The sequence below is a fragment of the Desulfothermobacter acidiphilus genome, from assembly GCF_052073645.1.
Taxonomy (GTDB): Bacteria; Bacillota; Desulfotomaculia; order Desulfotomaculales; family Ammonificaceae; genus Desulfothermobacter; species Desulfothermobacter acidiphilus.
Map to the genome: position 1 here is coordinate 1,904,876 of NZ_CM125440.1, position 13,305 is coordinate 1,918,180.

At 59.7% G+C, this 13,305-nt stretch carries 18 protein-coding genes; 17 read left to right on the forward strand and 1 reads right to left on the reverse strand.

Annotation, left to right across the window (positions count from 1 at the left end; all coding sequences use genetic code 11):
• Nucleotides 1–27: 27 nt before the first annotated feature.
• From rsmG to ACTLLP_RS09670, 5 genes are read left to right on the forward strand one after another with little or no spacing between them, the layout of a single operon-like run.
• Nucleotides 28–804: a 16S rRNA (guanine(527)-N(7))-methyltransferase RsmG gene (gene rsmG, locus ACTLLP_RS09650; RefSeq protein WP_441059345.1), complete on the forward strand. Its 777-nt coding sequence runs from the start codon at nucleotides 28–30 to the stop codon at nucleotides 802–804.
• A gap of 27 nt (nucleotides 805–831) precedes the next feature.
• The gene (locus ACTLLP_RS09655) at nucleotides 832–1,602 is read left to right on the forward strand and encodes a ParA family protein (RefSeq protein WP_441059347.1); all 771 of its coding nucleotides are present in this window, start codon (nucleotides 832–834) and stop codon (nucleotides 1,600–1,602) included.
• Nucleotides 1,589–2,638 (forward strand): ParB/RepB/Spo0J family partition protein, encoded by a 1,050-nt coding sequence (locus ACTLLP_RS09660; RefSeq protein WP_441059349.1) that lies wholly within the window; start codon nucleotides 1,589–1,591, stop codon nucleotides 2,636–2,638. Before ACTLLP_RS09655 ends, ACTLLP_RS09660 begins: the two co-directional genes overlap by 14 nt.
• A 26-nt stretch (nucleotides 2,639–2,664) precedes the next feature.
• The gene (locus ACTLLP_RS09665) at nucleotides 2,665–3,156 is read left to right on the forward strand and encodes a DUF4446 family protein (protein WP_441059351.1); all 492 of its coding nucleotides are present in this window, start codon (nucleotides 2,665–2,667) and stop codon (nucleotides 3,154–3,156) included.
• Nucleotide 3,157: 1 nt separating this feature from the next.
• The gene (locus tag ACTLLP_RS09670; protein WP_441059353.1) at nucleotides 3,158–3,796 is read left to right on the forward strand and encodes a phosphoribosyltransferase; all 639 of its coding nucleotides are present in this window, start codon (nucleotides 3,158–3,160) and stop codon (nucleotides 3,794–3,796) included.
• A 49-nt stretch (nucleotides 3,797–3,845) separates the two neighbouring features.
• Here ACTLLP_RS09670 and yyaC read toward each other — a convergent pair whose 3' ends face one another.
• On the reverse strand, nucleotides 3,846–4,457 hold the full coding sequence (gene yyaC, locus ACTLLP_RS09675) for a spore protease YyaC (RefSeq protein WP_441059355.1): 612 nt from the start codon (nucleotides 4,455–4,457) through the stop codon (nucleotides 3,846–3,848).
• Between the two features lie 125 nt (nucleotides 4,458–4,582).
• On the opposite strand from yyaC, the gene ACTLLP_RS09680 reads away from it, so the two are divergent.
• From ACTLLP_RS09680 to rpsU, 12 genes are all read left to right on the forward strand, one after another.
• Complete coding sequence (locus ACTLLP_RS09680) at nucleotides 4,583–5,188, forward strand: CvpA family protein (RefSeq protein WP_441059357.1); 606 nt, start codon at nucleotides 4,583–4,585, stop codon at nucleotides 5,186–5,188.
• Nucleotides 5,182–5,388 carry a DUF951 domain-containing protein gene (locus tag ACTLLP_RS09685; RefSeq protein WP_441059358.1) on the forward strand — a complete coding sequence of 69 codons (207 nt, stop codon included), beginning with the start codon at nucleotides 5,182–5,184 and terminating at the stop codon, nucleotides 5,386–5,388. Before ACTLLP_RS09680 ends, ACTLLP_RS09685 begins: the two co-directional genes overlap by 7 nt.
• Nucleotides 5,369–5,644 (forward strand): hypothetical protein, encoded by a 276-nt coding sequence (locus ACTLLP_RS09690; RefSeq protein ID WP_441059360.1) that lies wholly within the window; start codon nucleotides 5,369–5,371, stop codon nucleotides 5,642–5,644. The genes ACTLLP_RS09685 and ACTLLP_RS09690 overlap by 20 nt, the downstream gene beginning before the upstream one ends.
• Nucleotides 5,645–5,648: 4 nt before the next feature.
• Nucleotides 5,649–5,936, forward strand: coding sequence for a 30S ribosomal protein S6 (gene rpsF / locus ACTLLP_RS09695; RefSeq protein WP_441059362.1), 288 nt, complete (start codon nucleotides 5,649–5,651; stop codon nucleotides 5,934–5,936).
• Nucleotides 5,937–5,948: 12 nt separating this feature from the next.
• Nucleotides 5,949–6,371: a single-stranded DNA-binding protein gene (locus ACTLLP_RS09700; protein WP_441059363.1), complete on the forward strand. Its 423-nt coding sequence runs from the start codon at nucleotides 5,949–5,951 to the stop codon at nucleotides 6,369–6,371.
• Between the two features lie 18 nt (nucleotides 6,372–6,389).
• Nucleotides 6,390–6,620 carry a 30S ribosomal protein S18 gene (rpsR, locus tag ACTLLP_RS09705; protein WP_441059365.1) on the forward strand — a complete coding sequence of 77 codons (231 nt, stop codon included), beginning with the start codon at nucleotides 6,390–6,392 and terminating at the stop codon, nucleotides 6,618–6,620.
• A gap of 89 nt (nucleotides 6,621–6,709) precedes the next feature.
• Nucleotides 6,710–7,156 (forward strand): 50S ribosomal protein L9, encoded by a 447-nt coding sequence (gene rplI / locus ACTLLP_RS09710; RefSeq protein WP_441059366.1) that lies wholly within the window; start codon nucleotides 6,710–6,712, stop codon nucleotides 7,154–7,156.
• A gap of 13 nt (nucleotides 7,157–7,169) precedes the next feature.
• A complete protein-coding gene (gene dnaB, locus ACTLLP_RS09715) occupies nucleotides 7,170–8,495 on the forward strand; it encodes a replicative DNA helicase (RefSeq protein WP_441059368.1) in 1,326 nt (441 codons plus the stop codon).
• Between the two features lie 28 nt (nucleotides 8,496–8,523).
• Nucleotides 8,524–9,921 (forward strand): NAD(P)/FAD-dependent oxidoreductase, encoded by a 1,398-nt coding sequence (locus tag ACTLLP_RS09720; protein ID WP_441059370.1) that lies wholly within the window; start codon nucleotides 8,524–8,526, stop codon nucleotides 9,919–9,921.
• 2 nt (nucleotides 9,922–9,923) lie between these two features.
• The gene (locus ACTLLP_RS09725; RefSeq protein ID WP_441059372.1) at nucleotides 9,924–11,207 is read left to right on the forward strand and encodes an adenylosuccinate synthase; all 1,284 of its coding nucleotides are present in this window, start codon (nucleotides 9,924–9,926) and stop codon (nucleotides 11,205–11,207) included.
• Nucleotides 11,208–11,382: 175 nt separating this feature from the next.
• Nucleotides 11,383–12,831 carry an ISLre2 family transposase gene (locus ACTLLP_RS09730; protein WP_441059374.1) on the forward strand — a complete coding sequence of 483 codons (1,449 nt, stop codon included), beginning with the start codon at nucleotides 11,383–11,385 and terminating at the stop codon, nucleotides 12,829–12,831.
• A 230-nt stretch (nucleotides 12,832–13,061) separates the two neighbouring features.
• Nucleotides 13,062–13,238 (forward strand): 30S ribosomal protein S21, encoded by a 177-nt coding sequence (rpsU, locus tag ACTLLP_RS09735; protein WP_441059376.1) that lies wholly within the window; start codon nucleotides 13,062–13,064, stop codon nucleotides 13,236–13,238.
• Nucleotides 13,239–13,305 lie beyond the last annotated feature (67 nt).

Here is a 13,305-nt window from a genome sequence, read left to right on the forward strand (position 1 = left end):
TACCCCTCGGTGGCGAGGGGATTTATTTTGCTTGAGGCGAGCATGAGCGAAAAGGATCGTTTCATAGCCCTTTTGCAGGAAGGCTTGCGAGCTCAGGGGATAACGCTTCCCTGTAGCGCTTTAGAGGGTTTGTGGCGCCACTTCGTTCTCGTCCGGGAGTGGAATCGGCGCTGTAATCTCACCGCGGTGGACGAACTCGAGAAGGCAGCCGCGCTTCACTATTTGGATTCCCTGGCTCCCTTGTCTTTCTTCTCCCCTCCTGAGGGTCCTTGTCTGGATGTGGGGAGTGGGGCAGGTTTCCCCGGGGTACCCCTGGCAGTAGCCCTGCCCCGGGTATCCTTCGTTTTGATGGAGGCTACCCGCAAAAAAGCGGACTTCCTCTCGCTGGTGGTGCGCGATCTTTCCTTGACCAATTGCCGGGTGGTTTGGGGCCGGGCGGAGGAATACGGAGCTCGTTCGGAGTACCGGGAGCGATTTGACTGGGTGTTGGCTCGGGCGGTAGCTCCCATGGCGCAATTGCTGGAGTACACCCTTCCTTTCGCCGCTCTGGGGGGAGGGGTGCTGGCCTACAAGGGGCCTCGCGCTGAAGAGGAAGTGGCTCAGGCCAGCGCCGCCCTCTCCCTGTTGGGTGGAAAGGTGGAGGAGGTGCGTTCCTACGCTTTGCCAGGTGGAATTCGACGGGTTCTGGTGTGGATACGCAAGGTGGCCCCCACTCCAGAACGCTATCCTCGGAGCTCGGCCCAGGTGCGGAAACGCCCCCTGGGTCCTTTGCCGGCAGGAAGGAAATGGCGCGAGAATTGTTGAATACATGAGACGGGGCGGGTTATGAGGATGGCAAAGGTAATTGCTGTGGCCAACCAGAAGGGTGGAGTAGCCAAAACCACCACGGTGATCAACCTGGGAGCTTCTCTGGCCTTGCTGGGACAGAAGGTGCTGGTGGTAGACATCGATCCTCAGGGGAACGCTACCAGTGGTCTGGGCATTTCCCCTTTTAAGCTGCGGCGGACCATTTATCAGGTTTTGCTGGGAGAAGCCACGGCAGAGGATCTGGTACTTCCCTGCCCCTCGGTACCTGGGCTGGGGCTTTTGCCGTCCAACATTGAGTTGGCGGGGGCGGAGGTAGAGTTGGTGGGAGTACCGGAGCGCGAGACTTTGTTGCGCCGAGCTCTGACGCCTCTGCTGCCTAAGTACCAATTTGTTCTAATTGATTGCCCTCCTTCTCTGGGGGTTCTCACGCTCAACGCTCTGGTAGCGGCCCACGGAGTGCTCATCCCCATCCAATGCGAGTATTATGCTCTTGAGGGGCTGGGGCATCTATTGAACACCATCCAATTAGTCAAGAGGCGTCTTAACCCCGGGCTGAAGCTGGAGGGGATATTGCTGACCATGTTCGACGGCCGCACCAATCTCTCCATCCAGGTGGCGGAAGAGGTTAAGAAGCATTTTCGGGGCCAGGTGTACCGGACCGTGATTCCCCGCAACGTCCGGCTAGGCGAAGCGCCTAGCCACGGCAAACCCGCAGCCATATACGATCCCCGTAGCAGGGGAGCGGAAGTCTATTTCGAGCTGGCCCGGGAGGTGATGAGTCGTGCCCAAAGCTAGGGGGTTGGGGAAGGGGTTAGACGCCCTCATTCCGCCGATCACCGTTTCCGGTGAGGAAGTGCGCCAAATTTCCCTGGAAGCGATTAAGCCAAATCCTCGCCAGGCGCGCCGCGAATGGGACGAGGAGGAATTGCGCTCTCTGGCTACCTCCATCGCCGAGTACGGTCTCCTGCATCCGGTAGTGGTGCGGCCGCTAGGTGAGGGCTATGAATTGGTGGCGGGAGAGCGCCGCTGGCGGGCTTGCCGCTTATTGGGCTGGGAGACCATCCCCGCCCTGGTGCGCTCCTATGACGATTTAAGCACCGCTTGCGCCTTGCTGGTGGAAAACCTGCACCGGCAGGAGCTTAACCCACTGGAAGAAGCGGACGCTTATCGCCGGCTGATCGAGGAGTTCGGGCTCACGCAGGAGGAGGTGGCCCGCCGGGTGGGTAAAAGCAGAGTGGCGGTCACTAACACTTTGCGCTTGCTCAACCTCCCCCCCCGGGTGCTCCAGTTTTTGCGCCAAGGGCAATTGACGGCCGGCCACGCCCGCGCGTTATTGGCTTTGCCGGAAGTGGAGCAAGAGCTCTTTGCCACCAGGGCGGTGCAGCGGGGGATGTCGGTGCGAGCGCTGGAACAGGCCATCCGGCGTCGTCTCCGGCCTTCGGATCCCGCCCCCGAGGGGAGGGGTTCTGGGGAAGGTTTCACGAGAAACTTGGCGGTGAAACACAAACCGGTCTCAGACGATCTAGCGCGGGGTTTGATCATGGGCCTGCTCCTGGGAGGGGGGCATTTCGGCGGAGACGGGCGTCAAGCCCAGGTGACTCTGCGGATGCACGGGAAACACGAGCTTCTCTTTCGCTGGTTGGTGGAGCAAGTTCCTGGTTCCCGTCTTTACGGCCCCTATTCCCACGCCGGCCGCTTCTATTACCAATGGATGGTGCGCGGTAAGGATCTGCAAGCGCTCTTGGAGCGCCTCGATATGGAGCTTTGGTCGGCGCTGGATCCCCCCTCTTATCAACAGCTGTGCGCGATGCGGGAAAAATATCGGGTTTAAACCAAGCGGTAGAAGGTGAGTAGCGAGTGGTAGAGTTGTGGTTAGCTTACGGCCCTTACCTGTGCGGTGCGCTGGCCTTAATGGTCGTCTGGTCCCTGTTTTTCTCCTGGCGGTGTAGCCGCCGGCTGCAGTTGCTGCTGCGCTTGCAGCAGCAACTCGATCAAACCGATGAGCCCGGGGCGGCGGCCCGTTTTGCCGCTGTAAACCGGGAGTTGCAGAGCATCCGCAAGTTCCTGGAAGAATTGGCCCAGCGGCAGGAGGAGACCGCTCGGGAACTGCGCCGGTGCGTGCGTACCCCTGTGCTCAAGCGTTACAACGCTTTCCCCGATGTGGGCGGGGAGTTAAGTTTCAGCGCCACGCTGCTGGATGGCGAGGGTAGCGGTTTTATTTTAACGGGGCTTTACGGTCGCCGGGAGACGCGGGTTTACGCTAAAGAGATTAAGGGAGGGGCAGCGCGAGCCAGACTAGCACAAGAAGAAGAGGAAGTGCTGGCTTCCTCCAGCCAAAGGGGTGATTGAATTGTTCACCGATCGAGTGGATGCGGGCCGGCGCTTGGCCGAGCGGCTCAGAGGCAGGGAATATCCCCAGGGCTTGGTGCTGGGCATACCCCGGGGCGGTGTGGTGGTGGGAGCTGAAATCGCGCGGGAATTGAACTTGCCTTTGGATGTGATTATCCCTCGCAAAATCGGTGCTCCCGGCAATCCGGAACTGGCTATTGGGGCTGTGACTCAAGACGGTGTACCCATCTTTAACGAGGCTTTGGTGCGCCAGCTGGGGGTGACAGAAGCGGAGAGGGAGCGGTTGGTGCAGGAGGCGCTGGCGGAAGTAAAAAGGCGCTTGCAGCGCTACCGGGCTTCCCTCCCACCGATTTCCTGGCGCGGGCGCACGATTATTCTGACCGATGACGGCATAGCCACCGGTTTCACCGTGCTGGCGGCGTTGCGCTCGCTCCGCCGTGCCGGCCCGCGGGAGATTATCCTGGCAGTTCCCGTGGCTCCGCCCGACACTCTGGCTTCCCTCCGCCCAGAGGTGGACGAGCTGGTATGTCTTTACGCTCCGGAACTATTTATGGCTGTGGGGCAGTTTTACGAGGATTTTCCCCAGACCACGGACGAAGAAGTAATCGCTCTGCTAGAAGAGCTCGGTCCCCGAGCGTAAATCGCTTTTTCAAGCTCTCCCCGCCCGGCCTTGGCAGGGAAAGGACGGTTCACACGGAGGCGATTAGCTTTAGGGACTGAGGGTGATCGATGGCTTGCAGCAAGGCTTGAGCGATCACTTGTGCCTGTCGCATCACCAGGTTGAGGCGGGTGTTTTGCAGCACCAGGTACTCTAGAAATCCTCCCACATTGACCACTCCCGTGATGTGGAGATCCCCGACTGGGGGCAGGTTCTTTTTCACTCCTGCGCCGGGGAGTAGAGGACCTGTCCCCACGTTAATGTAACCCACGCTTTCGCTGTTACCCAGCGAAGCGTCCACCGCTAAAACAAAGGGTCGATGGTGACAAGCACGAATCTCTTTTAGCTTGTCGGGCAGATTGGCGGCATGCACCGGTTCAGCCAGGGTGCCATACACATGATAGGGAGAGGTTCTGGCTGCCTCCACCTGGCTGCCCACCAGTGGCCCCAGGGCATCGCCGGTAGAACGATCAGTGCCCAAACAAAGCAAAACCAGGGAGCTGCCGCTTTGGAGCTCGGGTTGAAGGTGAGCGCCTAGTTCTGCGGCTATCCGGTTAACGGCCTCTGGATGATGGTAAGGGATGCGAAAGCGCACTGGCATTGTGCCGACTTGCTGGCAGCTAGGCAAGTGGTCCTCTCGCACCTGCGGTTCACCTCCCCTTTCCATTATGACCAGTTTTTTTTCTTTCATACGCCCCGGGCGGCAGGAGGAACTATGCCTCAGGTTAACGAAACCAGTTAAGCAAAGGGACGAATGGAGCGGCGGGTATGAATTGGTTCGATGTTTTACTGTTGCTGGTAATAGTTGTGAGCGCCTGGAGCGGCTGGAGGCGAGGGTTAATCCTCGGCCTTTTGCGCTTGGCGGCGCTTGTAATTGGGTATATGGCGGCCACTCGTTACACTGCCCCTTTGGCCGAGTTTCTGGATCGCAACTGGCATTGCTCCGCCAAACTGGCGCAGTTATTGCTCCCCTACTTGGCGAAAAATCTGGGTCCGGCGGTGGCGGAGGTGATGGCCCATCAGCTGGCGGCGATGCTTCTGGGGGGAATATGCTTTCTGGCTCTCTTGTTGCTTGCTGCCAGGGTTTTTCTTTTCACCGCCACCGTCTTCACGAGCTTGGTGCGGCCCCTGGCCTTCCCCTTGATCGACCGGTTGGCAGGGCTGGGGCTGGGGTTGTTGGTAGGATTCCTGTTCAGCGCCGTGCTCTTTCTGCTGGCTCAGAAGGTCGCCGCGGTCTCTTTACCCCCGGGAACTCCTAACCCGCTGGCGCCGCTGTTGGCTACCAGCCGCCTGGCCCCTTACTTTAAGGAGTTTTGGCAGTTAGCCAAAGTTTTAGCTCCGGCGCTGCGCCGGGAGGACCAGCTCTTATGGTGAAGCTGGAGGTAGGGATGCGGGTGCGCTTGAAAAAGCCTCACCCCTGCGGCAGCGATACTTGGGAAGTGCTGCGTACCGGCGTGGATGTGCGTCTGCGCTGCTGCGGCTGCGGGCGCGTGGTGCTTTGGCCCCGGGAGAAGCTGTTGCGGTCCCTGCGCTCGTTGCCGGAGCGCGGGGGTGGTGGAAACCGGGCGGACTAGCTGCCGGCGTTCACGGGGCAGCGCGCTTTGCGAGAAGCTGCCGGGAAAGCCCACCTTTTTAATGGTGGGAGGAGGTCACGCGGGCCGCCACGCTTTGCTGCGCCGGGCGGCTCCTGGGGAGGACGGGCGCAGGAGTCTGAAGCTCAGCGAACCCGCTCAGGATGTTGTCTTGCCCCTATCTGATGGTTATGGTAATATAACAACGGCTTCCCTGCTCCAACGTGGGGTTGGAGCCGCTAAGACCGAGGGGAGGTGAAGGAATGCCGGATTACGAAACCATGTACATCGTCCGCCCGCAACTGGAGGAAGAGGCCGTCGAGGCTGTGGTGGAGAAATTTAAGAAGATCGTGGAAGAGAAGGGCGGCACGGTGGTAAACGTGGATCGCTGGGGGAAGCGGAGGCTGGCCTATCCCATCGACAAGGAACGGGAAGGCTATTATGTGGTCATGGCCTTTCAAGCCGAGTCGCCGGTGGTGAATGAGCTCGACCGGGTCTTTAAAATAACCGGCGATGTTCTCCGCCATATTGTGGTCCGCAAGGGCGCTTAGGAGGTTCAGGCTTTGTTAAACCGGGTCATTCTGATCGGTCGGTTGGTGCGTGATCCCGAGCTGCGTTATACTTCGTCGGGCACGCCGGTGGGGGGGTTCACCGTAGCGGTGGACCGCCCGGGAAGTAGCCGGCAAGCCCAGCGCCAGACGGACTTTATTGACGTGGTGGTATGGTCCAATCTGGCCGAGATCTGTCATCGCAACCTGACCAAAGGGCGCCTGGTGGCGGTGGAAGGGCGGTTGCAAATCCGCTCTTACGACGACAGTCAAGGGATAAGGCGGCGCGCCGCTGAAGTGGTGGCGGATAACGTTCGCTTTCTGGACCGCCCCCGAGCGGACGCGGAGAAGGAGGCGCCCTCCGGGACGGGCCAGGATGACCTGGGTCTGGGGGAAGTAGTGGATTTTTCTGACGACGATGGAGACATTCCGTTTTAGTTTGGAGGAGGAGCAGAGGTGAAAAAGGAACGGCGCTCGCGCCGAAAGAAGCGCATTTGCAGCTTCTGCGTGGAAAAGATAGAGCACATCGACTATAAGGACGTTAATCGCTTGAAAAAGTTCGTCTCGGATCGGGGTAAGATCCTGCCCCGCCGCGTGACAGGCAATTGCGCGCGGCACCAACGGATGCTCACGGTGGCCATTAAGCGAGCTCGGATCATGGCCCTTTTGCCCTTCGTGAGCGATTAAGCACGGTGGATGACCGGTATAGGTGCTGTTCTCTGGGGACCTGCTGCGGGGTGGGAAGGCACCCCGCTTTTTGCTGAGGGGGGATGCGAATGCGCGTGGTTTTGCTTCAGGACGTGCCCTCGCTGGGCAAGGCGGGGACGGTGGTTACGGTGGCGGAGGGGTACGCCCGCAACTATCTGATCCCTCGACGCCTGGCAGAGCCGGTGGACGATAAGCGGCTGGCGGAGATCAAGCGCCGGGAGGAGCAGAAAGCCCAAGCCAAGGCGGCGCGGTTGGAGGCAGCCAAGCGACTGGCTCAGCAGCTGGCCACCACTACCCTCACCTTGAAAGCGCGGGCCGGAGAGGGCGGCAAACTGTTCGGCGCGGTCACCGCCAAAGAGATCGCTGCCGCGCTGGCGCGGAACCTGAACTTGCAGGTGGACAAAAAGCAAGTGCTGCTAGCCAGCCCAATCAAGGAGCTCGGAGAATATACGGTGGAGGTCCGGCTGGCGGCCGGGGTGGTGGGGAAGATCAAGGTAGCCGTGGAGCAGGAGTGAAGGGGTGAGTTAGTTGGCCCAACTCCCGCAGAGCGTTTCGGCCGAGCAGGCACTTTTGGGAGCTGTGTTCTTGGCCCCGGAGGTGCTGGAAGAGGTGCAGGAACTGGTGCGCCCGGAAGATTTTTACGAGGGAGCGCACCGGGTGATATACGAAGCGCTGCTGGACCTCCAGGACGAAGGTCAACCTATCGACCTGATCACCGTAACCGAGCACCTGCGCCAGAAGGGGCGCTTGGATGAGGCTGGGGGTGTGGCCTACGTGGCCAGTTTGGTGGACATGGTGCCCACCGCTGCCCACGCTGAGCATTACGCCCGTCTGGTGCGGGACAAAGCCCTGCTTCGGGGCTTAATCCAGGTGGCTACGCGGATAAGGGATATAGGCATGGAGGAAGCCCGTGACGCTCGCCAGCTCTTAGTGGAGGCGGAGTCCTGGCTGGCCGATCTCTCGGCCAGCGAGTTGGGTTCCTCTTTTCTCACCCTGGGAGAGGTGCTGGAGGCGGTGCTGGCGCGGCTGGAAGAGGCCTTTCGCTACCGGGGTAAAATGCTAGGTCTGCCCACCGGTTTTGAAGAGCTGGACGGGTTACTCTCGGGGCTTTGGCCTCAGGACCTAATCATTCTGGCTTCTCGCCCGGGCATGGGCAAGACCAGCCTGGCTCTCTCGCTCAGTCTGAACGTGGCGCGGGAAGTGAGTCTTCCGGTGGGTTTCTTCAGCCTGGAAATGTCTCGGGAGCAATTGATTCAACGGCTCCTGGCGGCGGAGGCGCGGGTGGATCACCGGCGGGTGCGAACGGCCGAGTTCAGCGACGACGACTGGGTGCGCCTTTCCCAAGCGGCGGCGCAGTTGGCCCCCTTGCCCCTGTACATTGATGACACTCCGGGGCTTTCGGTGCGCGACTTGCGCGCCCGGGCTCGCCGTCTCAAGGCTCAGGCCGGTGGTCTGGGGTTGCTGGTGGTAGACTATTTGCAGTTGGTGCATTCTCCCCGCCGCTCGGAGAATCGCCAGCAGGAGATAGCTTATGTTTCCCGGAGCCTGAAGCACCTGGCGAAGGAGCTCAACTGCCCGGTGCTGGCCTTGAGTCAATTGAGCCGGGCCACTGAGAGCCGCCAGGATAAAAGGCCGCAACTCTCCGACCTGCGGGAGAGCGGCAGCCTGGAACAGGATGCGGACGTGGTCATGTTTATCTACCGCGAGGATTACTACCGGGAAGAGGCAGAAAAACCTGGCGTGGCCGAAGTGATTGTGGCCAAGCAGCGTAACGGCCCCACGGGCACGGCGGAACTGGCTTTTCTGCGAGAGTTCACCTGTTTTGTCACCCTGGCCAAGGATTTCGATTTTTAAATGGGCTCGGACGGTGAGAGGGGAAGAAATGGTTCAAAAGGATTACGATGTCTTGATCGTGGGGGCAGGCCCGGCGGGGATATTTACGGCGCTGGAGCTGGTGCGGCGGCAGTCCGGGCTCCGCGTGGCTCTGCTCGATAAAGGCCCGGAGTTGGGGCAGCGTTTTTGCCCGGCTCACGCCAAGGGAGATTTTTGCCGCCATTGCCCCACTTGCTCCATCATGTGCGGCTGGGGCGGGGCCGGCGCCTTTAGCGATGGTAAACTCACCCTTTCCCCGGAAGTTGGGGGGGTGTTGGAGGAGTACCTGGGGCGGGACCGCCTGGAAGAGTTAATCGATTACGTGGATAGTATTTATCGGGAGTTTGGCGCCCCGGATGAAATTTACGGGTTGGGGAAAGAGCCCGCGTACGAAGAGGTCATGCGCCGGGCCGTGTTTGCCGGGCTAAGAGTGGTGCACCTCCCTATCCGCCACCTGGGGACGGGGCGGTGCGCTGAGGTCTTGACCCGTATGCGCGAATATCTACAGGATCGGGTAGAGATCCGGATGAAGAGCGAAGTCAAGGCCCTTTTGACCCAACGGCGCCGCGCACGAGGAGTCAGGTTGGCGGACGGTAGCACTTTAACCGCGCGCTGGGTGGTGGTGGCGCCGGGGCGAGAGGGCTCCAACTGGCTGCGGCACGAAGCCAAGCGCCTCAAGCTCAATATGGTGGTCAACCCCGTCGATATAGGCGTGCGGGTGGAAGTGCCGGCGGTGGTTATGGAGCCGCTGACACGCCTCTTTTACGAGTTTAAATGCATCTACTACTCCCGCACTTTTGAGGATAAGGTGCGGACTTTCTGCATGAATCCTTACGGCGAAGTGGTGGTAGAGAACGCCGACGGAGTGATAACCGTCAACGGGCACGCTCACGCTTACCGCAAGACGGAGAACACCAATTTCGCCGTGTTGGTTAGCAAGAGCTTCACCGAACCTTTCAAGGAGCCAATCGCCTACGGGCGTCATGTGGCCAGCTTGGCCAACCTTCTGAGCAATGGCGTTATCGTCCAGCGGGTGGGAGATTTGCTGGCTGGCCGGCGCAGCACCCCGGAACGCTTGGCCAAGGGCTTGGTGCGCCCCACCCTCACGCTGGCCACCCCGGGGGATCTGAGCCTGGTGCTGCCTTACCGTCACCTGGTGGGGATCATGGAGATGCTGGAGGCCCTGGATAAGCTGGCACCGGGTGTGTTTTCGCGGGACACCCTGCTTTACGGAGCGGAGGTTAAATTTTATTCTTCCCGTCTGGAGCTAACTCCGCGTCTAGAAACGCAAATTAAGGGTCTATTCGCTATCGGTGACGGCGCCGGGGTCACCAGGGGTCTGGTTCAGGCTTCGGCTTCTGGGGTGGCGGTGGCGCGAGAGATATTGCAACGTTTGGGAGGTGAATGATTTTGGCCACAGTGGCTCTGGTGGGTGTGCAATGGGGCGACGAGGGCAAGGGCAAGGTGACCGACTTTTTGGCCGCCCGCGCCGATCTGGTGGTGCGCTACCAGGGAGGCAATAACGCCGGCCACACGGTGGTGGTGGGGGAAGAAGAGTTCCGCCTCCACCTCCTGCCCTCGGGCATTCTTTACCCGGATAAAACTTGCATTATTGGTAATGGAGTGGTGATCGATCCGGCGGTGCTCTTCGAGGAGATCGAAGCGTTAACCCGGCGCGGTTTCACTTTGGCGCGCTTGCTGGTAAGCGAGCGCGCCCACCTTATTCTTCCTTACCACCGCTTGCTGGACGCCGCCGAGGAGGAACGGCGCGGCCGGGGGCAGATAGGCACCACCCGTCGCGGCATCGGCCCGGCCTATACCGATAAAGCGGCCCGCACCGGTCTGCGGGTGATCGATCTTTTAAGCGAGGATTTCCCCCACCTTCTGGCTGAGGCGGTAGATTATAAGAACCAGCTTTTGAGCAAGGTTTACGGCAAAGAGGGGGTAAAGTACGAGGAGGTTTATCGGGAGTATCAGGGTTACGCCGAGCGCTTACGCCCCTACGTGACCGATACCAGCCTGGTTCTGAGCCAAAGTCTGGCTGAGGGCCGTCACGTGCTATTCGAAGGGGCGCAGGGTACTCTGTTGGATCTCGACCACGGCACTTATCCTTTCGTCACCTCCTCCTACCCCACGGCCGGAGGGGTGTGCATCGGCGCGGGCGTGGGGCCGCGAGCCATCGATTACGTGCTGGGGGTGGCCAAGGCTTACACTACCCGGGTGGGCGAGGGCCCTTTTCCCACTGAACTACCTGGGGAGCTCGGCCGGGAAATCAGAGAGAGAGGGCGGGAGTTCGGCACCACCACCGGCCGTCCCCGGCGCTGCGGCTGGTTCGACGCGGTTATCGTGCGCCACGCCGCTCGAGTCAACGGCCTTTCCCACCTCTGCTTGACTAAATTGGATGTGCTCACCGGGGTTGCCCCATTGAAACTGTGCTACGGTTACCGCTACCGGGGGGAAGAGATCCGCGAGTTCCCGGCCAGCCTTTCGGTGTTGCGCTCTTGCCAGCCCTTGTACGAGGAGATCCCCGGTTGGACGGAAGACGTGAGCCAGGTGCGCCGGCTGGAGGACCTGCCCTATAACGCGCGTCGCTACGTGGAAAAAATTGAGGAACTCACCGGGGTGCCGGTAGCCCTGATAGGAGTGGGAGTGCGGCGGGAGCAGATGATTATCTGCCACTCCCTTTTTTCCTGAGCTTACGAAATATAAGGCTCCAGGGAGTTTTTCTCAGGTTTGCTTATTAGCTCTTGACGCGAAACGCGCCCCTGGAGGGCGTACAATTTCAGTAGGTGACGGAGGAGGTTAATGAAGGAGGAGACCTCGCCCCTCACGGACAATTTTCATGGACTGAAAGGAGGAGCGAGGTCTCATGCACAGTCAACCTATTTCAGACATTCAACCTCTCGCGGACCTAATCCTTCTTCTGGGGGAGAAAGTTAGCAAACTAATTACCGAATGCCGCGACTTCTACAAGCTCGAAGAAGAAGTGCACAAGCTCTCTCAAGAAGCTTGCGTGAAGATCTTCGCCTGGGCCCTCGAGGAAATAGACACCTGGCTCGTGAACGCCCGGGACAAGCGCACCTGGAAAGTGATAGGCTTCCGGGAAAGAACCGTAGTTAGCAGCTTTGGGGAATTCAAAGTAAAAAGGCGGCTTTACAGGAACAAAAAGACGGGAGAGGCCAGGTTTCTTCTTGACGAGGTTCTGGGCTGGCAGGAGAGGTCTAGATGCACGCCGCGTTTGAAGGAGATGGCGGTGAAGCTTGGGAGCGAAGTACCCTTCAGGCGGGCAGCGGAAATTCTCGGTTATTTTGTCCCTGGGATAAGCGCCATGGCGGTGTGGCAGGCCGTGCAGGAAGTAGGAGAAGCACTCAGGCAGGAGGGAGAGTCCAGGAGAGAAGCCGTTTTTGAGAAGGGAGAGACACCCGGAGGTAAAGAGAAGACCTCCAGGCTTTACATAGAGGCCGACGGGGTGGTGGTAAGGCTTCAAAGGAGCGGAGAGAAAAGGAAAGAGGTCAAACTCTTCGTAGCTTACACAGGCAAAGAAGCGATTGGGGGTGGCCGGAAGGCTTTAAAGGACAAGCTGGTAACGAGCGGTGTAGGCGAAGGGGAGAGGATGTGGGAGGAAGTTTACTCTGGGGTAGCGAGCCGGTGGGACATGGGTCAGGTGAAGGAGATATACCTTGGGAGTGACGGGGCGGAGTGGGCCAAGCAGGGGGTAGATTACTTCCCCGGGGCAGTGCACGTTTTGGACCCTTACCATTTGAACCGGCGGCTTATAGAGGCTTTTTGGCACGATGAGGAGGCCTATAGTGGGATCAGGCAGGCCATTTATCTGGGGGACCGGGAGAAGGTAGAAGAGATTTTGGGAGGAGTAGCAAGGAGAGTTCGCGGGGCTAAGAGGAGGAGAATAGAGAAGCTCTGGCAGTATCTCAAGGAGAACTGGTCGGGGATAGTTACCTCTTCTGCTGCGGAGCATCTGGGGGCCATAGAGGGGCAGGTACAGCACAACGTGGCGCGGCGGATGAAGAGGTTGGGAGCCAGCTGGACGGAGGCAGGAGCAGACAGGATGGCGCGGGTTTTGGCTGCTCGAGCCAACGGGGTGCTCGGGAGGCACACTTCTCGTTGGCCGGTACTGCTGGCCAGGCAAGAACATTTGGCTCAGGCGGTGCGGTTGGAGGTAAAGCGGAAGATAGAGGAGGCGGGGAGTTGGCATAAAGCTGGGTTGCCGGCATTGAGAGGACCCTCTGCCGGAGCTCCATGGGTGAAGCATGTGTTGCGGGAACTAAGCCGGCCTAGCCTCAGTAGTTTGATCCCTTAATGGCGCAGGTACCGGGACTATCCTGGCGGCGAGGTTTCCATGAAGAGAAGTTTTCTCCCGAACCACCTACTAACTCTTGACGCGCACGAACCACCTACTAACTCTTGACGCGAACGCGCCCCTGGGTTTGGTTGACATCACTTCGGTATGGGAGATATAATAATTTTATTAGGGAGCGCCGGGGCGCAGCCTCCGCGTTGCTCGAGGTTGGAAGCGGAGGGAGGGAAAACATGGCAGAGGTCAGGGTAGGTAAGAACGAGAGCTTGGACAGTGCCCTGCGCCGGTTTAAGCGTTTGTGCCAGAAAGCGGGCATTCTTGCTGAGGCCCGGCGCCGCGAATACTACGAGAAACCAAGCACTCGGCGCAAAAAGAAGACAGAAGCCGCCCGTAAGCGCCGCTCCCGCTAAGCCCTTCCTAAAAGCTGCAGACGTAAAAAACCCCCCTGCGACATAGAGTTTCGTAGGGGGGTTTTAG